The sequence below is a fragment of the Thioalkalivibrio sp. ALMg11 genome (assembly GCF_000377905.1).
GTDB lineage: Bacteria > Pseudomonadota > Gammaproteobacteria > Ectothiorhodospirales > Ectothiorhodospiraceae > Thioalkalivibrio.
This window is the reverse complement of sequence record NZ_KB898873.1, coordinates 461,849-486,232: the sequence shown is the minus strand read 5'-3', so window position 1 is coordinate 486,232 and position 24,384 is coordinate 461,849. Positions and strand designations below refer to the sequence as shown.

Here is a 24,384-nt window from a genome sequence, read left to right as displayed (position 1 = left end):
TGGTCTCTGGTGAGGGCGACGCTGCGCCGCGATCCGGTCGGGGCCGCCCTGTTCTTGCCGAACATCCTTCGCCTGGCCGTCGGGCGTCTTCGAGAAAAGGGTGGACCGCCGGCGGCGTAAGTGACGCGGGTGGTCTAGCATGGCGACCCCGTGGTCTGCCGGGGGCGATTGGGCCATTCGAGTGTCAGTTCGGACATGTAAGTGCCTTTCAGGACGCTTTCGGGGCTTTGGCAAAATCCCAGGCCACCGGCGATGGCGGAGGGCAAGGGCGTCTCGTGCCAGTCGCCCGATGAGCCATCGCGCGTGGCTCCGTTCAAGGCTTGTCTGAACCGGCGATTCACCAGTCGCGTGTCGGTGACTGCGTGTCCGCCTGGGTTCAGGAGGGTGAGCGCCTGCCGACCGCCGTATTCGAGGTTCAGCCGTTGCACGATGCAAGGCCTCTTCAGGGAAATGGTCAGGGTGATAGTGCCGACGACTTCCCGGGATGGTGGTCTCCGAAGGGCGGCCCGCCGGCCTAACGCGCCATCTAACAACCGCCAGTCGACTGCTGCCAGGGCTCGGGCCGGGAGGCTTGTGTCGGCAAGGCGAAGCAAAGGGCGCGGGTGTCCCGAGAGCGTTACTCGCAAGCGTTCTTCCGAAGCCTCGCTTTCACAGTGTTCGAAGTCGGTGAGCCCGAACAGGCGGTCGTCGATCAGGAACACGGGCGTCCAGCCCGCCAGGGCGGGAGCGTCCAGCAGGGCGTTTACGGGAATTCGGCCAGGCGCGGGACACAGGACCTGCCCCTGCCAGGTGACGTGCAACGGCACGCCACCGGCGTAGCGCAGTTCCACGGCGTCGCGGCTAAAGCCCTGTGGGGGCTGCCCGTGCGTAGAGACCAGGGCAAAGGTGGCAGACGGCGTTCCAGCCCGGAGCAGTTCGGTCCCCGTACGGGCTGGCGGTGTGGCGTCCAGCGCCTCGAGGTGGACGGCATGCTCGCGATCAGGGCGGTCCGCGCGTACGCGCGCCCATGCGACGATGGCAGCGGCCCAGGCGTTGTAGACCGACAGATGCATGTAGGGATCCCAGCCTGTGCCTGAAATGGCGGTATCGGCGGGGTTCAGAGCCAGGAAGCCATCGGGCCGAATCTGCCCGGACCAGCGCCCAAGAAGGCCTCTCAGCATCCGTCCGGATGCGGTGTCCTGGTGTGCGTCAGTTGCGGCCCCGAGCAGTAGCAGACTCGCTACCAGACAGGCGTCTCCAAAGAGCGCGTGGCTGCTTCGGCCGAGGCCGCCAGCATGACCGTGGCCGTCCCACACGTAGAGGCTCCATCGCAGCAGGCGCTCGATGGTGGGCTGCCATGCCGCCGGTTCGCCTAGCTCCGCGGCGACGACCGCCACGAACAGCGCCTTGTGATGATAGGCCGTGGGTGTGGCCCTGCGTGCCGATGTGCCGGGGCGGGCCGGATAATCAACGAAGGCGCCGGAAGGGGTTGTCCAGTGGTCAATAAGCCCGCGCAGGCGCGCACGCGCCCGGGTTCCGGCCTTTCCGTTGGCCTCCTGCAGTTCGCACAGCCGGGCCAGCAAGGTCCAGTTGTTGGATGGATAACCGCGCGCCAACTTGCACCCGTGAGCCGATGCTCGGCTTTGCGCCACTTCGCTTGCCGGTGCCCCGGATCGCTCGAGGTGTCCCGCGAGCAGGTTCAGCAGGAAGCGGTTGAACGGGGCGTGCCCGGTCTGTTGCGCGGGCAGGGCCTCCCACGCCTCCAGGGGGTACCGCCATGTCCGTGAGTCGGGGCCATCCAGGATTGCAAGGGCGAGGGCGGCACCGGTTTGGCCGTAGTGATCTGCGGGTGTAGGGGCTTCATCCACTGGATCGTACAAGCCAACGCCGGGCCGAGTGTGTGCGCGTAGCGCGGCGGCGAGCGTGTCGAGACACAGGTCCAACCTGGGTGCCACCGGGTTGGAGCGAAGGATAATCGGTGTGGCCACCATCAGGTCTGCATCCGCAATCGAGTCAGGCCCTAGGCGATGACGGCCCCATCAGGGTGCCGGACATCACCGTGTCCTTGTCTGCGCGGACTGGTTCGGGGTCGGGATCGGGGCCGGAGGCGGGGTCTGGCTCCGTGGGCGGATCGGATGCCGGGGCCGTGGCCGCTTGTGGGGCCTGTTCCAGTTCCCTGCGCATGATGACGGCCAGGGCGATAAAGGCATACAGCAGGTTGAAGTAGGCGACATCCAGGAAGATGCCGGATATCAGATAGCCCACGAGCCCAATCTGCAGGGCCCAGGCGTACTCCGACAGCCAGATCTCTCCTGTCCGTTTGCGCGCCGTTCGCCGGACCCGGTTGAGAGTGTGAAAGGTGAAGGCCATTAGCAGCAGGAATACGGCCAGGCCTCCGAACCCGTGTTGTCCCAGGATCCCGAAATACACGCTGTGGGGGGACAGTACGTGGCGCCAGCCGCCCTCGAAATTGGCATACCCAATCCACCACTCATAGCCTAGCGCTGAGTTGCGAAAACCCATGCCGGTGAGCGGGCGTTCCATCGCCATGTTCCAGGCTATGCCCCATGACTGAATGCGTTGCATGGCGGAGGTGTCTTCCTCGTATGTCTCGATGGTCTGCCACCGCTCGACCAGTGGCTCCGGTGCGGTCACGCCCACCACTGCTATCAGGAAAAAGCCGACGAGGACCATCAGCCATTTCTTCTGCATGTGCCAGAAGAGCAGGGGCACGATGGCAAGCAGGCCGACAAACGCCCCGCGCGAGTGAGTGGCGAGGATCGCGATGGCGGTAAGCCAGAAGACGCCGTAGAGGAACCATCCGATTGGGAGCGAAAACCGGCGTAGAGGCTCGAAGCCGAGGTCGACCGCCCACCCTTGGTGAAACATGCGCGCGCTTGTCAGGATGAGTGGCAGCACCATGAGCATGGCCAGACCGATGTAGGTATTGCCGGAAAGATAGGAGCCAACGGGGCCGAGGACCATGTGGGCCCCGCCCGTCTGCAGGGCGAAGATGCCGCCCTTGAATCCGTAGAAGGCGAGCGAGGCGGTGATCACCAGCAGCAGCCAGACCATGCGCCGCTCGCCGTAGATCAGCAATGGCGTGATGAAGGTGATCAGCAGGATCTTCATGAAGTGGATCCAGAAGTCCCAGGCCCCGCTGGAGTTCACCGCAAAGTGGCTGGTCATCGCGAAATAGGCCGCCAGCGCGAACAGCATTACCGTCTCGCGAGTGAACGGAAACGGCTTGCGATCCTTTGCCAGGAACAGTGCGATCAGGGTCGCCCCGCCGAAGTAGGTGGCTAGGGGCGCGCCGCGCATGAAGGTCCAGGTATGCCACTGGGGCGCAAAGAGCCCGACCCAGAACCAGGCCAGGATGCCGATCCACGCGTAGCGCACGATGAGGGGCACGAGCACGACGACGATCAGGGCGAGCAGGTAATCACGCATGCAGTTCGAACCTCGCGCCGCTGCGGCCGGGACGGACGGAAAAGGGATGGCTCATGGCGCGTTTTTGAATGTTACACGCGGCGAGACACGGGTAAGGCGGGGCCGACGAACGGGCTACTAACGGTGCGGGATGGCCGCGGGCAGCGGCGTGTGGTGCGTGGGGTATGATCGATTCGTCAATCTCCGATACCCCTTGGCGCTGAATGTCTTTTCTCCTGCACGATTCCGTATTGATGCAAGCCGAGCGCTCGGCGGCCGTGCCGGCCCTGCGCTATCGGGATGCCGTCGAGGACTATGCGACGCTGGCGGCCAATATCGAGCGCGCGTCTGCGCGCCTTATGGGGTGCGGCCTGGAGCGCCAGGAACGCGTGGCGGTCTACCTCGACAAGCGGCCGGAGACGGTTCACGCCCTGTTCGGTGCAGCTCGCGCCGGCGGTGTCTTCGTTCCGGTCAACCCGCTACTCAAGGCGGAGCAGGTGGGGCACATCCTGCGCGACTGCAATGTGCGCATCCTGGTGACCTCCGCGGACCGCCTGGCGGCACTGCGTGCGGCTCTCGCCGGGTGCCCCGACCTGCATACGGTGCTGGTGGTGGGCCAGGAGCCGAGCCAGGACTCGGGCGATGCCGAGGTCGGGCATGTGCGAGTGGACGCCTGGGATGGCGAGCCGGATCGCGATGGAATGGCCGGACACCGGGTGATCGATACCGACATGGCCGCGATCCTCTACACCTCCGGGAGTACCGGACGTCCCAAGGGGGTCGTGCTCTCGCACCGCAACATGGTCGCGGGCGCACAGAGTGTGTCGACCTATCTGGAGAACCGGCCGGATGACCGCATTCTCGCGCTGCTCCCTTTCAGTTTTGACTATGGCCTGAGCCAGCTGACCACCGCCTTCCGGGCCGGGGCCCAGGTCGTGTTGCTGAATTACCTGCTGCCGCGCGACGTGATCCGAAGCGTGGAGCGCGACGGCATCACCGGCCTTGCGGCCGTCCCGCCTCTGTGGATCCAGCTGGCCCGCCAGGAATGGCCGGAAGCGGCGCGCGCCTCCCTGCGCTATATCACCAACTCCGGTGGCGCCATGCCGAAGGAGACGCTCGCGGCCCTGCGCGAACGCCTTCCGCGCACCGATTGCTACCTGATGTACGGGCTGACCGAGGCATTTCGTTCCACCTATCTCCCGCCAGCGGAACTGGACAACCGTCCCGGCTCCATGGGCCGGGCGATCCCCAATGCGGAGATCCAGGTGGTCCGCGAGGACGGCAGCCCCTGCGCCCCCGGCGAGCCGGGCGAGCTGGTTCACCGGGGTGCGTTGGTCGCCATGGGGTACTGGAATGATCCGGAACGCACGGCGGAACGTTTCCGCCCCGCGCCGGGCCAGCCGTCCGGTGTGCCCCTGGCCGAGATGGCGGTGTGGTCCGGCGATACGGTGCGCATGGATACGGATGGCTTCCTCTATTTCGTCGGGCGCCGTGACGAGATGATCAAGACCTCCGGGTACCGCGTGAGCCCCAACGAGGTGGAGGAGGCGGTTTATGCCACGGGACTGGTGGCGGAGGCCGCCGCGTTGGGGGTGGAACACCCGGGCCTGGGGCAAGCGATCGTGCTGGTGGCCCTGCCGCAGGCCCCGGGGCTGCGGGCGGATGACCTGATCGACGCCCTGCGCCCCCATTTGCCGGGCTTCATGCTGCCGGCGCATGTCGGTTTGCGCACCGAGCCGCTGCCGCGCAACGCCAACGGCAAGATCGACCGCAAGGCGCTTGCCGGCGAGTTCGGCGACCTGTTTCGGGAAGAGGTGCCGGCGTGAACGATACCCGCCCCGATCACAGCCCGATGGACCAGTTCAATGTGGTGGACGACTGCCTGCAAATCGGCGGCCAGTCGCTTGTGGATCTGGCCGCACGCGTCGGGCAGACCCCTTTTTATGCCTATGCCCGGGACGCGATGACTCGCCGGGTCGCGCAGCTGCGCCGCAGCCTGCCGGAGGGCCTCTCGCTGCATTACGCGATCAAGGCCAACCCGATGCCGGCGGTCGTACAACACATGGCCGGGCAGGTGGACGGGCTCGACGTGGCCTCGCAGCGCGAGATGCAGGTGGCGCTCGATACCGGGACCCGTCCGGATGACATCAGCTTCGCCGGACCGGGCAAGTCGGTGCCGGAGCTGGAGGCCGCCGTCGCGGCCGGGATCACCATCAACCTGGAATCCCCCACCGAACTGGAGCGGGTCGGCGTGATTGCCGCGCGCACCGGCTATCAGCCCCGTGTCGCGGTCCGGGTGAACCCGGATTTCGAGCTGAAGAGCTCCGGCATGCGCATGAGTGGCGGCCCCAAGGCCTTCGGGATCGATGCCGAACGGGTCCCCGACCTGCTGGCCCGCATTGGCGAACTCGGGCTGCATTTTCGAGGCTTCCATATCTTCTCCGGCTCGCAGAACCTGCGACCGGAGACCTTGGTCGAGGCGCAGGGCCACACCTTCGACCTTGCCCTGCGGCTGGCCGAGTCCGCCCCGGGGCCGATCGAGACGCTCAACATCGGTGGTGGCTTCGGCATCCCCTATTTTCCGGGCGACAAGTCGCTGGACCTCGGGCCGATCGCGGACCACCTGGAAGGTCGCCTGCCTGCGGTGCGGGATGCGCTCCCGGACGCGGAGATCATTCTCGAACTGGGGCGCTACCTGGTGGGCGAGGCGGGCATTTACGTGGCCGAGGTCCTGGATCGGAAGGAGTCGCGCGGTCAGGTGTTCCTGGTCACCAACGGCGGCCTGCATCACCATCTGGCCGCTTCCGGAAACTTTGGCCAGGTGATCCGCAAGAACTATCCAGTGGTGGTGGGCAACCGGGTGCGCGGTACCGAGCGCGAGGTCGTGAATGTGGTGGGCCCGCTGTGCACGCCGCTGGACGTGCTGGCCCAGCAGATGGAGCTGCCGCGCGCCGACGTTGGCGACCTGATCGTGGTCTTCCAGTCGGGCGCCTACGGTTACACCGCGAGCCCGACGCGCTTCCTGAGCCACCCGGAACCCGTGGAGATCCTGGTGTGACTGGCGCCGTTGCCGTGCCCCCGGATACCTCGGCCCTGCCGCTGGAGCGGCAGACCGTGTATCTGCCTTTCCGCTTCGGGTATCGCACCCTGGCGGAGCCGGTGCGCACGATGCAGGTGCTCCAGCTCCCGTTTACCCGGATCCGTGCCGAGCATGCCGAAGAGATCCTGGCGGCCGCACCGGACGAGGACTGCCTGATCCGCTCCATGCCGGTGGAGGCGCCGCTGCCCCGTGTCTCGCGATTTGGTGGCCGGTTGCGCTTCGTGCCCCGGCAATACCAGCGCCACTTCATTGATCTGACCACCGGGTGGGATGCGTATCAGGGGCGGTTCAGCGCGAAGACCCGCGCGAGCATGCGCCGCAAGGTGCGCAAGCTGGCGGAGGCCTCCGGCGGTGAGATCGACTGGCGGCAGTACGACACACCGGAGGGGATACAGGAGTTTCATCGCCTTGCCCGTGAGGTGTCCGCCCGGACCTATCAGGAGCGCTTGCTGGATGCCGGTCTGCCCGGAGGCAAGGCGTTCGTCGAGCAACTGGTGGAACGAGCCCGTGAGGGTCGGGTACGGGGCTATCTGCTGTTTCTGCAGGGGCAGCCCATTGCCTATTTGTACTGTCCGATTGACGACGGGATTCTGCGTTACGCGTTCCTCGGCTACCTGCAGGAGCACGCCGACTTGTCGCCCGGGACGGTCCTGCAGTGGTTGGTGCTGGAGGCGCTGTTCCACGAGGAGCGCTTTGCCCTGTTCGATTTCAGCCCGGGTGAGGGCGCGCACAAGTCGCTGTTCGGGAAGGACTCCCGCTATTGCGCCGACGTGTACCTGTTGCGCCCGTCCTGGCGCAACCGCGCCCTGGTGTACTCACATCTGGCGGTAACGGACCTTTCGCGTCTGGCCAGTGATGTACTGAGCCGCTTGCGGCTCAAGGGCCGGGCCAAGCGTCACGCCCGGGCGGCCTCGACAGACTGAGGCGGGATTGCTCGTGCGCCGATCGCGTCTGTCGCCGATGATGTTCGAGGCATCCACCTTGTGGCTGCTGAAACGGTTGACCGGTCTCCAGGTCCACTGGCTCTACGAACTGCGCGCGGACGCCACGAGCAGCGGGAGTCCGCACGAGGGGCCACCGGATGTGTGCTATCACCAGTTTCGTGATGTTGCCGGATTCGACGGTCTGCCCGAGGACCAGGCCCAGACGATCGCGGGACACACCGGCCGGTCACCCCGGCGCCTGTTGCGCGAGGGCGGTCGCATCCATGCGATGGAGGCGCGCGGGCGGATCGTGTCGCAGCTCAATGTGCAGTTCGGCGAATTCGATGTCTCCACGCCGATTCCGTTGCGATTCTCCCTGCCGGCGGATGCCTTCTTCGTCTCCTTCCTGTACACGCCGGAATCCGAGCGCGGGCGGGGGCGCGCCCAGGCACTGGTGCGGCATGCCTGCGAGGCGCTGTTTCGGGAAGGCTACGGGCGCGCGTATTGTCATGTCCGCTCCACCAATATTGCCTCTCGCCGGGCATTCCGGCGCGCGGGCTGGCGCCCGGCGGGCGTCATCGTCGCGACCACGTCCGGACGTCTTGTCGCGACCCCCGGTACTCGCCGGCGGGGGTTCGGTGTCACGCCCCTCAAACCCGCCGCAGAACCCTCCGGACCCGGTCCTTGAGGTTCAGGCGTGCGGCGAGCGACGAGAGGGTGTCCGAGAGCATGTTGAAGCTACCCAGCGAGGCGTAGAGGAGGGTCCCTCGCCAGTTTCGCGGGAACAGGTAGAACTTGCCCTCGCGGCGCGACTGGTTCGAGAGTTTGCGTTTCGCCGCGTTGTCCCCGTGCAGCATGTCGATGCGCTGGACGCTCGGTGACAGCGAACAGAGGTCCTGGATGGTCCGCGTTTGCAGCACAATGCCCGGATGCCATTCGGACCAGTCCGGGTCGTAGCCGATGTGGTGGCTGAAATAAGTGCCGTGAAAGACAAAGCCGACTCTCCAGGCAACCAGCTTTTGGTCGACAAACAGGCCGTAGCATCGAGCGTAGCCGCGTTCGGCGGCGGCCTCCAGCATGCGTTCAATCCAGTGCCCCCGCTTAACCCCCAGTCCGAGCAGGCGGCTTTGGTAGGTGCGGGCCGACACGGGCTCGACGGTATCGAAGAACTCCGTGATTTCTTCCGGCCGGGAGAAAACGGCCAGGCGTGCGCGGTCGCCGAAGGTATCGTTGAATCGACGTTCACTTCGGCGGATATCCTGGCGGGCCTTGCGCGGCAACGAGCCGAGATACTCATCGTAGGTGCCTGGCAGGTCCGCCAGGCGACGCGTGTCCGTGTCACCGCTTTGCAGCACGTGGTAGTGACGGCGGAGCTCGGCCGATTGCAGCGTCTGCCAGAGGGGTTCGCCTTCGACCACGCCGATCAGGAACACCACGCCGTGCCGGTCCAGGTGGTCTTTCAGCTCGCCGAGGATGGCCACCAGGTCATCCTGCGACCAGTCGGGCAGGTTGCCGGTGAGTACGTGGCGGCGGATCTCGATGCGCCGCAGGGCCGCGCCGCCGACGACGAAGCTGAGGGCCCCGTCGTGGACATAGATCGGTAACTGACGGGAGTCCCGCTCGGCCAGCAGCACGCTGCCGTGGCCGGGATGACGGATGGCGAGCAGCCACTCCGGGTCATGCTCCATCATCGTGCCCGGTGCCGGGGGCATGAAGGTCTCGCTCGGCGAGGCCTCGCGCAGGATCCAGCTCGCTGCGCTGGCGCTATCGCTCTGCTGGGTTGCAGCGGTGGGGCTCGGTATCCGGGCCATGCTCACACCCCGACCGAGGCGTGGTTGAGGCGGTTGACCAGGATGCGCCCCAGGGCGCGGTAGGCGGGGACATCAAGCGTGTCTTCATGGGGCGCCGCCGGTTCGTTTCCGAGTGTACTCATGCAGGCCGACTCCAGGCCGGGTTCTTCCGCGACGAATTTGCACAGCCGTTTCAGGCGGTGGCGATTGACGTGATCAAGGGCTGGCGGCCGGGCGGCGTGGCCCCGGTGCTTCACGAACTCGAACGGGTGGGTGAGGACCACGACATCCGACGCCCCCTGTTCACGGGCTTTTTGCAGGACGGTTCGGGTCTCCGGCCAGGAGCATCCCGTGACCGTGAGGGTCTTGTAGTGGCGTTCGCCCCGCAGGCGAAAGTCCGTGTAGGTCGTGACCGGGAATTCGCGTATGCCGTCGATATCGTGATGCCCGGCGAACAACTGCAGCTCGGGCTCGCGCGGGCGGTAGATCGCCAGGCCGATGTTCGAGGCGATTCCCATGCCGCAGCGGCGCATCGCCGCGTACACGCCTAGATCGACCTTGAGCCCGCCAGTACGCAGGACCGTGGGCGCGGGCAGGCCCCAGCGGCTGAAGGTGTCCTGGCCCATCCGGATCAGCCGAACCTGCTCGTCCTCGCTGCGGCGGGTGATGTCATCGTTCGGCGGATTCGTCTGCAGCTGTTGAGGCCAGTTCGGCTGTTCGAAGTACGTCCAGCAGGGGTGCAGGTGGAGTTGCACGTCATGCCCGCGCGCGGCGATCTCGTGAGCGATGCCCCCCATGAGCTCGTCTCCGAAATAGCAGACGTTCAGGGCCTCGACAAAGAAGGTGCCGCGGATGCCGTGCTGCTCCAGGGTCTCCAGCAAGTAGCCCAGGCCCTCCGAGCGGCCATGGCGTTCGCAGTAAACGGACGGCGGGCCCACCGGCCGCCGGTTCTGCGGATCGCCAAAGGCCCCGCCGATGCTGAACTCGGTATCGACCGTGATGTGGACGCGAGTGGTCATGCGGCGCGGCGTTCCCGGGGTTCGGCGAGATTGCGGGCCAGGCGCAGGCCGAAGCGCAGGGGTGTGCGGTCCCAGGGGGTAAAGCGCGGGAGCTGGAACGGATCGGAAGCCGCGCGCGCGGCGCCGGCGGCGGTGGAGACGGCGGCATCGAATCCGCAGTCGCGCGCAATCTGCACGTGCTCGGCCGCGTAGTCCCGGTCCGGGCGGCCGTTGGGGTAGGCGAACAGGCGCAGCGGCCGATCCAGCAGGGTCTCCAGATCGGCCTTGCCGCGCTGGACCTCGGCACGCGCGGTGGTGGCGTCCACCTCGGTGAGGATCGGGTGGGTGGCCGTGTGCCCGCCGATCCCCATGCCCGCTGCCGCGAGTTCGCGGACCTGCGCGCGGGTCATCATCAGGTCGTTTGGCAGCTCCAGCCCGAAGCGCCGGGCAAGGGCTTCGGTGCCGGCTGTGCGCTGCTCGGCGGGCTGGTACTTGAACTGGCCGATCAGGGCGCGGATCAGCTCCAGCCGGTCGCTTACCGTGTCCAGCTGGCGCTGTCCCAGACCCTCCGGTGTCAGATCGATGGGCCCTGGCGGCAGACGGCGCACGGTCTCGATCAGGGTGTCGTTGAACATGCGCCCGCCGTCCAGGTAGCCGGTAGCGATGAAGAACGTGGCCGGCACGCCCGCCTCGCGCAGGATCGGCAGGGCGACCTCGGCGTTGTCGGCGTAGCCGTCGTCGAAGGTCACGCTGACCGCGCGGGCGGGCAGGGTGCCGGCCTGCAGGCGGTCCACCGCTTCGTCCAGAGGCAAGGGGGTCATGGAACGGGCCAGCAGGCGCATCTGCCAGCGGAAGGCATCGGCGTCAGGGTCGCCGGGCAACAGCGGGTCGGGTGCCGGCAGGACGCGGTGGTAGATCAGGATGGACAGGCGTGCGCGGGAGCCGCCGGGCGACATCAGGGACAGCAGCGAGCGCAGCAGCATGACGGTCAGCCCGTGGCGCGGGCGCGCGACTCGTGCCCCAGCCACTGGGCGATGACGGATGCAATGCGCTCGCCGGCCCGGCCATCCCAGTATTGCGGGATGCGGCCCTGTTTGCCGCCCTGGTCCATGACGTCGCGGAAGGCCGCCCGCAGACGCTCCGGGTCGTGGCCGACCAGGACATTGGTGCCCTCGTCGATGGTGATGGGCCGTTCGGTATTCTCCCGCAGGGTGATGCAGGGTACGCCCAGGGCCGTGGTTTCTTCCTGCATCCCGCCGGAGTCGGTGAGGACGGCGCGCGCGTCCTTCATCAGGCCCAGCATTTCCAGATAGCCGGCCGGCGGCAGGACCGCGATGGGTGCCTTGTTCAGGTGGTGGTCCAGCCCGGAGGCCTGCAGCCGGTCGCGGGTGCGGGGGTGTAGCGGAAAGACCAGGGGCAGCTCGCGGGCGATGGTCGCGAGGGTGGCGATCAGGCGTTCCAGGATCGCCGGGTCGTCGACATTGGAGGGGCGGTGCAGGGTTAGCACACCGTAGGCACCATCCGGGGCGAAGCGCGCCGGGTCGATACCCGCGGATTGCAGGGATTCGTGCCAGGGCACGGCCCGGTCCAGGTTGTGGAGCTGGGTGTCAATCATCACGTTGCCGACGAAGTGGACGCGCTCGCGTTCGATCCCCTCGCGGGCGAGGTTGTCGATCGCATGTCCTTCGGTGGTGAACAGGAGATCGGAGATCTGGTCGGTCAGGACCCGGTTGATCTCTTCCGGCATGCGTCGATCGTAGCTGCGCAGCCCGGCCTCGACGTGGATCACGCCGATCCCCTTCTTGGCCGCGACCAGGGCACAGGCGATGGTGGAGTTCACATCGCCCACGACCAGCACGGCGCGCGGGTTCAGGCGGTCCAGTACCGGTTCGAAGCGGCTCATGACCTCGGCGGTCTGTACCGCGTGGGAGGAGGAGCCGACTTCCAGGTTGATGTCCGGATACGGGATGTTCAGATCGGTAAAGAAGCGCTCGTTCATCGCCGGGTCGTAGTGCTGGCCGGTATGCACGAGCTGTGCGGTGATGCCCGCGTCGGCCAGCGCTCGCATCACCGGGCCGATCTTCATGAAATTCGGCCGTGCGCCAACCACGCACACGATGTCGCATTGCTGATGACTTGTCATGGGCTGTCGAGATCTCCTGTGGGCGCTTGGGCGGGGCCCGCTCGCGACGACGCCAACGGGCGCTGCTTGGCATCCTCCTCGGGTCCGCGAGGCCCGGTCGGGATCCCTGTCGAATCACTTTATCGCGTCTGCAGAAACATGCTGGGTCTACGTGAACGGCTCGTTAGATCAGGGGTAGGTGGTAGTGCGTGACAACGGGGTGGCCGGCGGTCATCGTTGGTTTCGGCAAGCGGTTTCGGGGAGGGAAACATTGATCCGCGTTTCCCCAGGGGAGGGCTCGATGAAGAAGCGTTTCGATCGCGGGCTGTGCCGGGGCCTTTGCGGGCTGCTCGCGGCGTGCGTCTTGCTGCAGGGCGTATCGGTAGCCACTGCGGATCCCGGCGTCTCGCCGGCCACGAGTGGTTCAGCCACAGGCCTGCCGGACAGGGACTGGAATGTGGTGCGGGTGGGTCCGGAGGATTACCGCGCGGCGGTGGCGACGCTGGAGCCCGGCGACTGGCTGCGGCTGGCACCGGGCGACTACCCCCGGGCCCTGCGGCTGCATGGCGTGCGCGGAACGCCGGAGCGGCCCATCGTGATCAGTGGTCCGGCCGACGGCGCGCCCGCCATCCTGCGCGGGCGGCGCGGGGAGAACACGATCAGTCTGGTGGATGCCGAGCATGTCGTGATCCGGCACCTGACCCTGGATGGTGGCGGTGAACCGGTTGCCGGGGTGGTCGCCGAGGCGCGCGGCAATGGGGTCCATCACGTGACCCTGGAGCAGCTGATCATTCGCCATTACGACCATTCGCAGGGCAACACCGGGATCACCACGCGGGCGCCCGCCCGGGACTGGGTGATCCGGCACAACGAGATCCACGATGTGGGTACCGGGATGTATCTGGGACAACCGGACGGGACCAGCCCGTTTGTCGCTGGCGTGATCGAGCACAACCACGTTCACCGCACCCTGGGGTACAACATCCAGATCAAGCACCAGGCGGATCGCGACGGGATCCCGGAGATGCCAGCGGAGCCGCGGGAGACCCGCATTCGCTACAACCTTTTGAGCAAGGCAGAGCGCGGGAGCGACGGGGGCCGGGCGCGGCCCAACCTGCTGGTGGGGCATTTCCCACCCACCGGGTTGGGGTCGCAGGACCGCTATCGCATCGAGGGGAACCTGTTCTATCAGAATCCGCACGAGCGACTGTTTCAGGGCGAGGGAAATATCGAGCTCCACGACAACCTGTTCGTGAACGATGCCGGCGACGCGGTACTGGTGCGGCCGCACAATCACCTGCCGCGCGAGATCCGGATCGCGAACAACACGGTCCTGGCGACCGGCTTCGGCATCCGCGTGGACGCGCCGGACCGGGCATACGACCAGGTAGTGGCCGGCAACGCCTTGTTTGCCGGGGACCCGCTGCAGCTCTCGGGGGGTATCGCGGGCGGCGAGAACTTCACCGCGTCGCGCGAGGACGCGGCCCGGTATCTGGCCGCACCGGATGCCGGGCCGGATGCGCTGGATCTCTACCCCCGCGAGGGCGGTTTGCGCGAGCGTGGTTCCAGCGTGAGTTCGGCCCCGGTCGCGGGTGTGGATCGGGACTACAATGCCCATCTGCGCGCGTGGCCGGTCTGGGGTGCCTATGCCGGGCCGCCGGGGCCCAACCCCGGGCGCGTGGACGGCATCGGGCCGCGCGTCCGGGACTGTGCGCCCTGCCGGTGAGATTACCTAGGTACGAGCACGGAGGGGCGCCCGGCCCGGGGCCCCTCCATTACGATTGGCAACGAGAACGGACATCTTATGCATACGCTTCCCGCGCTGGATGAAGTCACCATCGGAGTAGTTGGTCTGGGGTACGTCGGCCTGCCACTGGCCGTGGAATTCGGACATCAATGGCCCACCCGCGGGTTCGACATCGACCCGGAGCGGGTGCGGCAGCTGCAGGCCGGAGTGGACCGCACGCGCGAGGTGGAGCCGGAGAAGCTCGCCGCCACCCCGCAGCTGACGTACACCGCCGATCTCGAGGCCATGCGCGAATGCAACGTGTTCGTGGTGACCGTCCCGACGCCGATTGACCTGCACAAGCGACCGGATCTGGGACCGCTTCTGGGAGCCAGCCGCAGTGTGGGGCAGGTCCTCAAGCCGGGCGACACGGTGATCTACGAATCCACCGTTTACCCGGGGGCGACCGAGGAGGATTGCGTACCGATCCTCGAGGCGCAGTCCGGGCTGGTCCATAACCGGGACTTTTTTACCGGCTACAGCCCCGAGCGCATCAATCCGGGCGACAAGGAGCACGGGGTCACCTCCATCATGAAGGTGACCTCGGGCTCCACCCCGGAGGTGGCCGACTTCGTGGACGGGCTGTATGCGCGGGTGATCACCGCCGGGACGCACAAGGCCGAGAGCATCCGCGTGGCCGAGGCCGCCAAGGTGATCGAAAACACCCAGCGCGACGTGAACATCGCGCTGATCAACGAGCTGGCCCTGCTGTTCGAGCGTCTGGGCCTGGATACCGAGGCGGTGCTGAAGGCGGCCGGGACCAAGTGGAATTTCCTGCCCTTCCGGCCGGGCCTGGTGGGTGGGCACTGCATCGGGGTGGACCCTTACTACCTCACGCACAAGGCCCAGGCGGTGGGGCACCACCCGGAGATGATCCTGGCCGGGCGGCGGGTGAACGACGCCATGGGTGCGCACATCGCCGACAACACGTTGCGCGCACTGGTGCGCAAGGGCATCAACCCGGTGGGCGCGCGGATCCTGGTGATGGGCCTGACTTTCAAGGAGAACTGCCCGGATCTGCGCAACACCCGGGTGATCGATATCCACGCGACCCTTGCCAATTACAACGCCGAGGTGACCGTCTACGATCCGTGGGTGGATCCGGCCGAGGCCGAGCACGAGTACGGCATCACCCCGGTGACCGAGACGCCGGCACCGGGGCAGTTCGATGCGATCATCGTGGCCGTTCCGCACCGAGAATTCCTGGAGATGGGGATCGAGGCCATCCGTGAACTGGCACGGCCGCAATCCGTGATCTTCGACGTGAAGTCCGTCTTTCCGCGCACCGCCACCGATCTGCGCCTGTAGGACCTGGCGTCTCCCCGGCCGTGACGCGGGTGGAAGGCCCCCTCCGGCCGGTGCCAGCGTCGCACGGCACGCCCGGATAACGCCGGCGCTTTTCCTGGTCGCGGCCGGGTATACAGTGGCCTGATGCATGTTGCCCCGGGAGACGCTGTTCCATGTGCACGTCCGTGTTGGTGTCCCAGTTTGTCCGAGATCCGGTGCGTCGCGCAGCCGGTAACGGTTCTGTCGGCTCGTTTCCATGTACGCGGGGGCAACCCCGCCGACCATCGGAAAACCGGGCCCGGTCAATCCGGCCTGCTGACCGTGAAGTGACGCCTTGTGCAGCATGACCGAGCGCCCGACGTCGCGCCTTGTGCGCAAGCAAGACCGGCTCGATCGCGGGCGCGCACATGGATCAGCGTCTCTCTAGCGTTCCGATGAATCCATCGGAGCATGGGGCGGAACCGCTGTCGTTGCGCACCTGTGCGCTGTGGGCCTGGCTGTCGCTGGGCGCTGCGGTCTATCTGACGTTGCTGCCGTTCGAGTTCGGCTCGATGAGCCTGGAGCGCGCCTGGGAGATCTATCGCGACATGAGCCTGACCGGCCCCGGGACCGGGGGGCGGCAGCAGTTCATGGCCAATGCCCTGATGTTCATGCCGCTGGGGTTCTTCTGGACCGCATGGCTGACTCATGGTCGCCGCAACCGGTTGCTTGCGGCCGGCGCGTTCGTCTTCGTCGCTGCCCTTGGGCTGGCCGTCACGGCCAGCGTCGAGTTCTTGCAGGTCTGGCTGCCGTACCGGCATCCGGCGGCGGCCGATATCGCCGGAAACTTTTCCGGGGCCGTGGCCGGCTCGCTCGCATGGCTGGCGTTGCGCGACCCGTTGGCGCGCTGGCGTCGGGTGCTGGAAGGTGCGGGTGCACAGGCCCTGACCGCCGGGCTGGTGATCTATGCCGCCGCCTATGTGATGGTCGGCTTCGTCCCCTTTGACCTGGTGCTCGCCATGGACGAGCTGCGGGCTCGCCTGGCATCCGATGCCTGGGGCTGGTGGGTCGCTGCCGGGGCCTGCACCAGCGGGATTCGCTGTATCAGCTGGCTGACGCTGGAGGTGGTCGCCAGTATCCCGGTGGGGCTGCTCCTGGCATTGTGGCTGCATCGGCGCGGAGCCTCCTCCCTGCTGGGGGCTGGAATCCCGCTGGCCCTGCTCCTTGCGGGGCTGCTGGAGCTGTTGAATCTCGCCACCCTGTCGGGCATCGCCGAGGGGCGCTCCGTGCTGTTGCGGGCCCTGGGGATGGGCATCGGCCTGGTCCTGTTCCGGAACCTGCCCGCGCATCCCCATGGCGTGATCCGGACGCTGCAGCAGTTCGCCACGCCGATACTCGTGATCGGCGCCGTGTTCTACGCGCTGTTTCTGGTCGCGCTCAACCACGGTTTCGGCCCGTTCCACGCCGATGTGGAAGCGGCCCGAACCCAGTGGGCCGACCTGAACCTGTGGCCGTTCTACTACCACTATCACGTGGACGAGATTCATGCCCTGCGCAGTACGGCGCTGCATCTGGTCATGTATGCACCGCTGGGGTTCCTGGTCTGGTTGTGGCAGCTTCGGCATCCCCTGCAGCCCTTGGCGCTGAACCTGCTGGCCGTCGTGGCAGGGGTTGTCCTGGCGCTGCTGGTCGAGGGTGCCAAGCTCTTCGTGGACGGCGCGCGCCCGGACCCGGCCAGCCTGGTGCTTGCCGGCCTGGCCGCCTGGGCGATGGCCGCGCTGCTGCAATGGCTGGGTCGTGCCAGTGCCGTGGGGGGCGTACCCGCAGGACGGGCTGCGGTCGAACCACGCGGTCCCCACCCGGAGCCGGCTGGGCCGGGCCCGAGTGCGCGCGGTTTTCAGCGACTGCGACAGGCGCTTGCCGGCCTGCTGGCGCTGGCCACTCTGCTGCTGGCGGTCACCTGGCCGGTCGTGCCCGTTGCGCTGAGCGCCGGCTTGCTGGCCTATGCCGTATTGCTGGCGTGGCGCCCGCAGGGCTGGCTGCTCGTGATCCCCGTGCTGTTGGCCACCCTGGATCTGACGCTCTACCACGGGCGCCTCTTTATCTCCGAACTGGACCTGTTCCTGTTGATGACGCTGGCCATGGCCCTCTGGCTCGGGCCGCATGCGGCGCATTCAGACGCGTCGTTATTGCCGCGCGGGATCCGCTGGGCGCTGGGTCTCCTGGTGGCCTCGACGCTGATCAGCCTGGCGGTTGCCCTGTTCCCGCCCGGCGCCTGGAACCCCGGCGAGGCGGTGCATTTTGCCCACGAGTGGAATGCCCTGAGGGTGGCCAAGGGCCTGTTGTGGGCCGTTGTTCTGTTGGCGATGCTGAGGGTCGCGCCTATCCCGGTGCCGGAGCAGGTGACGCGGTGGTTTCTCCCCGGGGTGGCGCTGGCCCTGCTGGCGCAACTGGCGTTCGTGGTGCGCGAGCGGGCTACCTATCCCGGGCTGCTGAACTTCGACAGTGGTTATCGGTTGTCCGGGCTGTTTTCGGAGATGCAGGCGGGGGGGCCCAGCATCGAGGCCTTTCTGGTGCTGGCCTTTCCCCTGGCCCTGATCTGGTGCTGGCGGCAGCGCACTGGCCTGATGCTCGCCGGTTCGGCCCTGCTGGCGGTTGGGACGGCATACGCGGTGGCGATGACCTATTCGCGCGGCGGGTATCTGGGGTTGGCGGTGGCCGTGGCCGTCCTCGCGGTCGGGGTGCTGCTGGCGGCGTTGCATGGTCGCATGCGGGTTCGGCAGGGGGCTCTGGTCGGTGTGCTGTTGCCGGTGGTGGCGATTGCCCTGGTGGCGGGCACCACGTTGGGCGGGTTTGCCGAGCAGCGGATGAGCCACATCGAACGTGACTTCGGAATCCGCATGGATCACTGGCAGGCCGCCCTCGAACTGCCGGGCGGCGGACCGCTTTCACCTCTGTTTGGGCGGGGTGTCGGCAGTTTTCCGGAGCACTACCGGACCGGAAACCGGGACGGGCGCCTGCCCGGCAATCTGGCCTTCACCCGCGAGGACGGCGAACCGCGCCTGCAGATCGGCGGCGGCGATTCGCTGTTCGTGAATCAGCGGGTGAGCCTGCCCCGCGACGGTCTCTATACCGTGACCGTGGAGGCCGCCAGTGCCCAACCCACGGGGTTTCGAGTCTTCATCTGCGAGAAGCCCATCCGCCATTCCTTCGTTTGTCGCAGCGAAGGAATGCGTCTGGAAGACGGCGGACGTCAGACCTTCCAGTGGACCTTCGACCTGGATCCGATGGAGACACGCCCCTGGCCCATTCAGCGCGGCCTGGTGTTGTCGCTGGGGGTCGATGCGCGCCAGCGGTCTGTCACCGAATTTTACAGCGTGCAGGTTCAGGATTCGGCCGGACGTGCGTACGTCGCCAACGGCGACTTCGAGCATCTGGGCCGTTACTGGTACTTCACCACGGACCATCTGTGGCCGTGGCGGGTCGAGAATCAGTGGCTGGAGATCTATTTCGATCAGGGCTGGCTGGGTCTGCTGGCCTTTGTCTGGCTGACCCTGGCGGCCCTGGTCTTGCTGTTGCGGCGTTCATTGGCGGGCGATGCGGTGGCGCTGGCGTCGACCGCCGCGTTGGCAGGGGCGTTGTCGATCGGCGTGTTCAGTACGCTGTTCTACTCCCCGCGGATCGCCCTGCTGTTCTACCTGGTGCTGTTGCTGGGCGTGGCGGCGTCCGCAGCGTCGGCCGCCAATAGCGTCAGGCGATCCGGGAAGCCCCGAGTGGGTTGAATTTGGGGCAGTCGCGCGGTGCGCGGTCGGGGGCGTTATGGGCCATTCCGGCCCGCCGGGCTTGTGCCTAACGCTGCCCCGATCCCGCGCCCGATCGGGCTGTTAAGCTCGCAGGACGAAACCGCGGTGGGGCCGGGGAGATGGGCGAGGCCTTTGATGCATTCGACGAGCGGCTGATGGAGCTGGCTCATTTTGTGGAGGAGGCCGAGTCCCTGGAAAAGGGATTGGCCGGCCTGGCCGCGCTGGTGAGTCACGCCATGAAGTGCGAGCGCTGTTCGATCATGCTGCTGAAGCCGGACCCGGACGGGGGTGAGGCGCGCTTGCGCGTCCAGGCGCATCACGGGTATCTGCCCGAGCAGGCCTATGACGTGAGGCAACCGCTTGGCTCGGGAATTTCGGGGCGGGTGGCAAGTGCGCGCAAGGGGCTGCTGATCCGCGACCTGCATGCCTCCGATCTTGCAGCCGAGGCGCGGCGGGCCGAGGGCGCGGGTCCGGTCGACGTGATCGCGGTGCCAGTGATTCTGGAGGGCGACCTGTTGGGAGTGATCAACATCGACAGCCCCGAGGGGCGGGGCCGGCTGACGCAGGAGGATTTGCGCAGGGCGTTGATCCTGGCCCTGGTGGTGGCGAAGTCGGTCCTCGTCCATCGGCTAAAGGGACTGTTGCGCACGAGTTTTACGCAGATGGCGCTGGCGCGACAGCCGGGGGCGGCAACGGGCCCCATTACCCACGCCCCGGAACGCGTGGCCCGGTTGCTGGCGCGCACGCTTTACGACGAGATGAGCGGTGCCGGATTCTCCCGCGATCATGTGCTGATCGCCGCGACCGAACTCATCGGTCAGGTAAGCGAGGGCCGGGAATGAACCATCACGGGGTCATGGCGATGGCGCAAGGTGCGAACGGATGAAGGATGCTGGCTTCGAACGCCGCTGGCGCCAGCGCTTCCTGGAGCGCGGGGCGAACCTGGAGGACGATGCCGGGATCGCGGGCTGGACGCACAGCGGCCTGCATAGCCGCGTCCGGCAGTTCGAGCGCCTGTGGCGGCGCGCCGACGTGGCGCCCGGTCGCTGGCTGGATGTCGGCTGTGGCGCGGGAACCTACACACGGATGCTGCATGCGCAGGGCCACGTGGTTTGGGGGCTCGACTATTCAACGCCCTCCCTGCAGAAGGCGCGGGATCGAAGTGATCCGGCGATCCCCTGGCTGGCGGCGGATATCAATCACCTCCCGCTTGCGGACGCCGTCTTCGACGGGGTGCTCTGCTTCGGCGTCATGCAGGCCTTGTCGGATCCCACGCCGGCGCTTGCCGAGATTCGGCGCGTGCTGCGCCCGGGGGGCGAGGCCTGGGTGGATGCGCTGAACCTGCGTTGCCTGCCCACCGCAGTTCGCGAGTGGCGCCGGTCTCGGCGAGGGCGTCCGCCGCATCTTCGCTACGATGACCCTCGGGATCTTCGCGCGGCGGCGGAGGCCGTGGGTCTGCGGCCCGAGGCGTTGTACTGGCTTCCGTTGGCACCTGGCCGCCTGGCGCGCTTGCAGCCGCTCCTGGAGAACCGGGGCACCCGGGGCTTCCTGCAGGCGGTGCCGGCCGCCGGGGCGTGGCTAAGTCATTCGTTCATTCTGCGGGTGCGGCGGGTGTGAGATGCGGGCCGCGCAGCGCTGTCGGAAAACTTTCCACTCGGAGGCTCCGGGTGCCCTGCGAGCTTTGTCTCGTTGAGGGGGTGGCCCTTGATATCAGTAAGTTACCCGTTATTCAAAAGGATGGCATCCTGCTTGCTATGTTCCCATAGAAAGCGTCTGATTGAAGTGTACCCCCCGGATCGCAGCCCATTGCGGCGTGGCCGGGTGCCCTCGCCCGGACGGCGAAATGGCGCGGTTTGACCTGGAGCAGGCAACAATGAGTGATGAAAACGAGCACAACGGAAATCATGCCCCCGAGGACGAAGGCGAGGGCAAGTCCACCGCCCCCGTGGACCCGGACACGGGTTCATCCGGCCTTCGCAGTCGCAGCCGGCGCCGCCTGACCGCGGCCGGCCTGGGTGGGGCGATGCTGGTGTCGCTACCGGCCAAGTCGGTCTGGGGCGCCCAGGGGCAGTGCTCGCTGTCGGGCAATATCTTCTCCGCCAATGTTTCCAACATTGACCACGAGTGCACCGCGGGCGATGGCTGTACGTCGGCGTTCTGGAAGGACAACTGGGGTGCCTGGGAGTGCACCGGGTATTCCCCGGGTTCCTGCATCCAGACCAACGGGACCGACAGCAACTGCCAGCGTTTTGACGCCACCGTGAGTACGGGCGGGGCGACGTCCTTCGAGGAGGTCTTCGGTTACAGGCCGCAATGCCTGACCGGCGGACCCTCGCTGATGGAGGTGCTCCATGCCTGGGGCGTGTGCAGGGGGTCGCTCGACTGGCATGCTGTGGGTGCCGTTCTGAACGCAGCGTGTACCTCGATCGACTTCGGGGCGTCGGTCGACGACGTGATCAAGGCCTATTCGATGGCCCGCGAGGATGTGGGCAAGCATTCGGCGGTGACGAACGTCTTCGCCTACATGAACGAGCGCTTCTGCCCGATCAACGGCCTGGGCGACTGCGGAGACGGCTACACGCGCAACGAGGCGGGCGAGTGCGTGGAGGTGCGCACCAACTCTTCCACTCTCAATCGTTGATGTCCCGGGCGCTGCCCACCAGCGCTCGTGGGCCGGTCGGAACACGAGGCCCTCTTGTCCGTTTCTGAAGAGTACTTTGCTCTGATCCCGCTGCCCGCCGCTCACGTGCGGGCATGGGGTGAATCCGTGGTCGTCTATGACGAGCGCTGCGGCGAGACGCATGTGCTGCAGCCCCCTCTGATCGACATCTTCCAGGCCCTGCAAGAGGGACCGATGACGCCGGCCACCCTGTTCGAGTACCTTGAACAGCGGTATGACGCCACGGAAGGGGACCTGGAGGATGCGATGCAGGCCGGCTTGAACCAGTTGCGGCAGCATGATCTGATCCGCGTCTCCCCGGAGTCGCGGGACGCGTGATTGCCCATGAAGACCTGAGGGCGGGGTTGCGGGGCGCCGGTCTTGCCATCCAGGTGGGGCCTTTCGTGGTCCGCTTGCGTTCGCGGCTGGACCGGGTCGAGCGTTCCGTGGCCTTGTTCTACGACCGGCAGCTGTTGCCGCTCGCCAGTGCCCCGTTCGCCGATTTCCACGTCACCCTTGCGCGCCCCCTCGGCCTGCGTTCGGTTTGGCGTCCGCAGGCGCGTTTCTTTCTGGATGGCCGCTCGCCCTTCCGTCCCCTGCCGCTGGCGCATGCCTATCCGCTGTTCGAGTGGGGGCTGAACTGGTGCATTGCCCAGCACGCCCATGACTTCCTGATGATCCACGCGGCGGTGCTGGAGCGCGACGGCCGGGCGCTGGTGATGCCGGGCGAGCCCGGGGCGGGCAAGAGTACCCTCACCGCGGCCCTGGCCCTGTCGGGCTGGCGATTGTTGTCGGACGAATTCGCCCTGCTTTCTCTGGAGACCGGCAAGCTGGTTGCGCTGCCGCGTCCGGTCAGTCTGAAGAATGCCGCCATCGACCTGATCCGCGATCGCCATCCGCAGGCGATCATCGGGCCTTCTTCCCACGACACCAGCAAGGGGACCGTGGCACATCTGAAGCCACCGCATGCGAGCATCGAGCGGATGCATGAACAGGCCGCGCCGGCATGGCTGGTCTTTCCGCGCTTCGCCGCCGGGGGACAGGACCGGCTGCAGCCGCTGGACCGGGCCGAGGCATTGCTGAAGCTGGTCGGATCGTCCTTCAATTACAGCGTAGTGGGCGGATCGGGTTTCGAGGCTGCGGCCGATCTGATCGAGCAAAGTGACTGCCTGAATCTGGAGTATGCGGACCTGGATGCCTCCCTGGGATTGTTGAACGATCTGGCCGGGGGTCCCGCGTGACGCGCCCCGCACTTGCGCAACTGCTCGCGGTCCTGGCCGAGCCGACCGCCTCCCGCGCGCTTTCGCTGGCGGATTGGGACTTGCTGGTGCGAGTGGCGCGAGTCGCCTCTCTGGAGGGGCGGTTGCAGGCATTAATCGAGGATGCCGGGGTATTGCCGGACGTGCCTCCGGCGCCTCGGCGGCACCTGCACGCCGCGCGGATCCTGGCGGATCGCCAGCACGCCATGGTCCGTTGGGAGGTGGCACGGATTCATGAGGCCCTGGCGCCGGAAGCGATCCCGGTGATGCTCCTGAAGGGCGCTGCCTACGTGATGGCCGGTCTGCCCAGTGCGCCGGGGCGGCAGTTCTCCGATGTCGACATCCTGGTCCCGCAGGCGCAGATCCAGGCGGCGGAACAGCACCTGTTCGTTCAGGGATGGGTCTGCGAGGGCTACGACGCCTACGACCAGACCTACTATCGCCAGTGGATGCACGAGCTGCCTCCGCTCACGCACATGCGGCGCAAGAGCGTGCTGGATGTGCATCACACCATCCTGCCGCCGACCGCGCGGTTGGACCCCGATCCGGAACTCCTGTGGGCAGCGGCGCTGCCGCTGGATGGCTTTCCCGGAATGTACGTTCCGGGGCCGGCCGACATGGTCCTGCACAGTGCGACGCATCTGTTTCACGACGGCGAACTGGAGAACGGCCTGCGAGACCTGGCGGATATGGATGCGCTACTGCGTCGTTTTGTGGCGGACGATTCGGGCTTCTGGGAACGCCTGACGGCGCGCGCCTTCGAGATGGATCTGTCACGCCCGCTCTACTATGCGCTGCGTTATGGTCGCGAGTTCCTGCAGACCCCTGTCCCCGATTCGGCGTTCCGCGCATTGGCCGCGGCGCGTCCGGCGCCTCCTCTTCTGGCCCTGATGGATGGCCTGTTCCGGCGCGGCCTGAAACCGCATCACTGGAGTTGCGACGGCCGGCTGTCCGGCACCGCCCGCTGGTTGCTGTATGTACGCTCGCACTATCTGCGCATGCCCTTGCACTTGCTGGTGCCGCACCTGCTGCGCAAGGCGGCCAAGGACGTTCGAAAGGGCAAAAGGAACCAGGCGGAGCCCTGATCGGACTGGCCAGGGAAACACTGATCAATGAACGCGTTCGCGCTCGAGGCGCTTTTGCGTGCGAACAAGGCGCGGTGACTGCCGTGCAGTCATTCTGCACAAGGGAGCCGCAACGCTGTGCGCGCGCCCGTTTTTGATAACAACGGGCGGCCGAGCCCCTGCTTTCAATAACTTGCGGGGTTGGC

At 66.9% G+C, this 24,384-nt stretch carries 19 protein-coding genes and 1 pseudogene; 14 read left to right on the top strand and 6 right to left on the bottom strand.

Features of this window, described 5'->3' with window-relative positions:
• Positions 1 to 120 (top strand): annotated as a pseudogene (locus D578_RS16300) (glycosyltransferase family 2 protein); the annotation flags it as partial.
• A 14-nt stretch (positions 121 to 134) separates the two neighbouring features.
• Here D578_RS16300 and D578_RS0107520 read toward each other — a convergent pair.
• Together D578_RS0107520 and D578_RS0107515 are read right to left on the bottom strand one after the other, a co-directional pair.
• On the bottom strand, positions 135 to 1,970 hold the full coding sequence (locus tag D578_RS0107520; RefSeq protein ID WP_018949361.1) for a hypothetical protein: 1,836 nt from the start codon (positions 1,968 to 1,970) through the stop codon (positions 135 to 137).
• A 22-nt stretch (positions 1,971 to 1,992) separates the two neighbouring features.
• On the bottom strand, positions 1,993 to 3,429 hold the full coding sequence (locus tag D578_RS0107515) for a putative O-glycosylation ligase, exosortase A system-associated (protein ID WP_018949360.1): 1,437 nt from the start codon (positions 3,427 to 3,429) through the stop codon (positions 1,993 to 1,995).
• Between the two features lie 203 nt (positions 3,430 to 3,632).
• Between D578_RS0107515 and D578_RS0107510 the strand changes: the two genes are divergently transcribed.
• The 4 genes from D578_RS0107510 to D578_RS0107495 are packed head-to-tail and all read left to right on the top strand — an operon-like array spanning position 3,633 to position 8,119.
• Complete coding sequence (locus D578_RS0107510; protein WP_026289242.1) at positions 3,633 to 5,234, top strand: acyl-CoA ligase (AMP-forming), exosortase A system-associated; 1,602 nt, start codon at positions 3,633 to 3,635, stop codon at positions 5,232 to 5,234.
• Positions 5,231 to 6,466 (top strand): pyridoxal-dependent decarboxylase, exosortase A system-associated, encoded by a 1,236-nt coding sequence (locus D578_RS0107505; RefSeq protein WP_018949358.1) that lies wholly within the window; start codon positions 5,231 to 5,233, stop codon positions 6,464 to 6,466. The genes D578_RS0107510 and D578_RS0107505 overlap by 4 nt, the downstream gene beginning before the upstream one ends.
• Positions 6,463 to 7,431, top strand: a complete 969-nt coding sequence (locus D578_RS0107500) for a GNAT family N-acetyltransferase (RefSeq protein WP_018949357.1) — start codon at positions 6,463 to 6,465, stop codon at positions 7,429 to 7,431. The genes D578_RS0107505 and D578_RS0107500 overlap by 4 nt, the downstream gene beginning before the upstream one ends.
• Positions 7,432 to 7,468: 37 nt before the next feature.
• On the top strand, positions 7,469 to 8,119 hold the full coding sequence (locus tag D578_RS0107495; protein WP_018949356.1) for a GNAT family N-acetyltransferase: 651 nt from the start codon (positions 7,469 to 7,471) through the stop codon (positions 8,117 to 8,119).
• Here D578_RS0107495 and D578_RS0107490 read toward each other — a convergent pair.
• From D578_RS0107490 to wecB, 4 genes are read right to left on the bottom strand one after another with little or no spacing between them, the layout of a single operon-like run.
• Complete coding sequence (locus D578_RS0107490) at positions 8,082 to 9,242, bottom strand: GNAT family N-acetyltransferase (RefSeq protein WP_026289241.1); 1,161 nt, start codon at positions 9,240 to 9,242, stop codon at positions 8,082 to 8,084. The genes D578_RS0107495 and D578_RS0107490 overlap by 38 nt on opposite strands.
• A 2-nt stretch (positions 9,243 to 9,244) precedes the next feature.
• Positions 9,245 to 10,240: a hypothetical protein gene (locus D578_RS0107485; RefSeq protein WP_018949354.1), complete on the bottom strand. Its 996-nt coding sequence runs from the start codon at positions 10,238 to 10,240 to the stop codon at positions 9,245 to 9,247.
• Positions 10,237 to 11,202: a polysaccharide deacetylase family protein gene (locus D578_RS0107480; protein WP_018949353.1), complete on the bottom strand. Its 966-nt coding sequence runs from the start codon at positions 11,200 to 11,202 to the stop codon at positions 10,237 to 10,239. Before D578_RS0107480 ends, D578_RS0107485 begins: the two co-directional genes overlap by 4 nt.
• 5 nt (positions 11,203 to 11,207) lie before the next feature.
• Entirely contained in the window at positions 11,208 to 12,362 is a 1,155-nt protein-coding gene (gene wecB, locus D578_RS0107475; protein ID WP_018949352.1) for a non-hydrolyzing UDP-N-acetylglucosamine 2-epimerase, read from the bottom strand.
• Positions 12,363 to 12,936: 574 nt separating this feature from the next.
• Between wecB and D578_RS0107470 the strand changes: the two genes are divergently transcribed.
• From D578_RS0107470 to D578_RS0107430, 9 genes are all read left to right on the top strand, one after another.
• Positions 12,937 to 14,067, top strand: coding sequence for a hypothetical protein (locus D578_RS0107470; protein WP_026289240.1), 1,131 nt, complete (start codon positions 12,937 to 12,939; stop codon positions 14,065 to 14,067).
• Between the two features lie 78 nt (positions 14,068 to 14,145).
• The gene (locus D578_RS0107465; RefSeq protein WP_018949350.1) at positions 14,146 to 15,435 is read left to right on the top strand and encodes a nucleotide sugar dehydrogenase; all 1,290 of its coding nucleotides are present in this window, start codon (positions 14,146 to 14,148) and stop codon (positions 15,433 to 15,435) included.
• Between the two features lie 413 nt (positions 15,436 to 15,848).
• Positions 15,849 to 19,175, top strand: a complete 3,327-nt coding sequence (locus D578_RS0107460; RefSeq protein ID WP_018949349.1) for a VanZ family protein — start codon at positions 15,849 to 15,851, stop codon at positions 19,173 to 19,175.
• 140 nt (positions 19,176 to 19,315) lie between these two features.
• Complete coding sequence (locus D578_RS0107455; RefSeq protein ID WP_018949348.1) at positions 19,316 to 20,038, top strand: GAF domain-containing protein; 723 nt, start codon at positions 19,316 to 19,318, stop codon at positions 20,036 to 20,038.
• Between the two features lie 40 nt (positions 20,039 to 20,078).
• Positions 20,079 to 20,813, top strand: a complete 735-nt coding sequence (locus D578_RS0107450) for a class I SAM-dependent methyltransferase (protein ID WP_018949347.1) — start codon at positions 20,079 to 20,081, stop codon at positions 20,811 to 20,813.
• A gap of 256 nt (positions 20,814 to 21,069) precedes the next feature.
• The gene (locus D578_RS0107445) at positions 21,070 to 21,837 is read left to right on the top strand and encodes a hypothetical protein (protein ID WP_018949346.1); all 768 of its coding nucleotides are present in this window, start codon (positions 21,070 to 21,072) and stop codon (positions 21,835 to 21,837) included.
• 54 nt (positions 21,838 to 21,891) lie between these two features.
• Positions 21,892 to 22,194 carry an HPr-rel-A system PqqD family peptide chaperone gene (locus tag D578_RS0107440; protein WP_018949345.1) on the top strand — a complete coding sequence of 101 codons (303 nt, stop codon included), beginning with the start codon at positions 21,892 to 21,894 and terminating at the stop codon, positions 22,192 to 22,194.
• Positions 22,191 to 23,096 carry an HprK-related kinase A gene (locus D578_RS0107435; protein ID WP_018949344.1) on the top strand — a complete coding sequence of 302 codons (906 nt, stop codon included), beginning with the start codon at positions 22,191 to 22,193 and terminating at the stop codon, positions 23,094 to 23,096. The genes D578_RS0107440 and D578_RS0107435 overlap by 4 nt, the downstream gene beginning before the upstream one ends.
• The gene (locus tag D578_RS0107430) at positions 23,093 to 24,199 is read left to right on the top strand and encodes a nucleotidyltransferase family protein (protein WP_018949343.1); all 1,107 of its coding nucleotides are present in this window, start codon (positions 23,093 to 23,095) and stop codon (positions 24,197 to 24,199) included. The genes D578_RS0107435 and D578_RS0107430 overlap by 4 nt, the downstream gene beginning before the upstream one ends.
• The last annotated feature ends 185 nt before the right edge of the window (positions 24,200 to 24,384 follow it).

What these genes read in the sequence shown, in the direction of transcription:
- D578_RS0107515 (WP_018949360.1), bottom strand. Translation starts at nt 3,429, where the DNA reads ATGCGTGATTACCTGCTCGCCCTGATCGTCGTCGTGCTCGTGCCCCTC.
- D578_RS0107465 (WP_018949350.1), top strand. Translation starts at nt 14,146, where the DNA reads ATGCATACGCTTCCCGCGCTGGATGAAGTCACCATCGGAGTAGTTGGT.
- wecB (WP_018949352.1), bottom strand. Translation starts at nt 12,362, where the DNA reads ATGACAAGTCATCAGCAATGCGACATCGTGTGCGTGGTTGGCGCACGG.
- D578_RS0107495 (WP_018949356.1), top strand. Translation starts at nt 7,469, where the DNA reads ATGATGTTCGAGGCATCCACCTTGTGGCTGCTGAAACGGTTGACCGGT.
- D578_RS0107510 (WP_026289242.1), top strand. Translation starts at nt 3,633, where the DNA reads ATGTCTTTTCTCCTGCACGATTCCGTATTGATGCAAGCCGAGCGCTCG.
- D578_RS0107455 (WP_018949348.1), top strand. Translation starts at nt 19,316, where the DNA reads ATGGGCGAGGCCTTTGATGCATTCGACGAGCGGCTGATGGAGCTGGCT.
- D578_RS0107520 (WP_018949361.1), bottom strand. Translation starts at nt 1,970, where the DNA reads ATGGTGGCCACACCGATTATCCTTCGCTCCAACCCGGTGGCACCCAGG.
- D578_RS0107460 (WP_018949349.1), top strand. Translation starts at nt 15,849, where the DNA reads ATGAATCCATCGGAGCATGGGGCGGAACCGCTGTCGTTGCGCACCTGT.
- D578_RS0107490 (WP_026289241.1), bottom strand. Translation starts at nt 9,242, where the DNA reads ATGGCCCGGATACCGAGCCCCACCGCTGCAACCCAGCAGAGCGATAGC.
- D578_RS0107485 (WP_018949354.1), bottom strand. Translation starts at nt 10,240, where the DNA reads ATGACCACTCGCGTCCACATCACGGTCGATACCGAGTTCAGCATCGGC.
- D578_RS0107480 (WP_018949353.1), bottom strand. Translation starts at nt 11,202, where the DNA reads ATGCTGCTGCGCTCGCTGCTGTCCCTGATGTCGCCCGGCGGCTCCCGC.
- D578_RS0107445 (WP_018949346.1), top strand. Translation starts at nt 21,070, where the DNA reads ATGAGTGATGAAAACGAGCACAACGGAAATCATGCCCCCGAGGACGAA.
- D578_RS0107450 (WP_018949347.1), top strand. Translation starts at nt 20,079, where the DNA reads ATGAAGGATGCTGGCTTCGAACGCCGCTGGCGCCAGCGCTTCCTGGAG.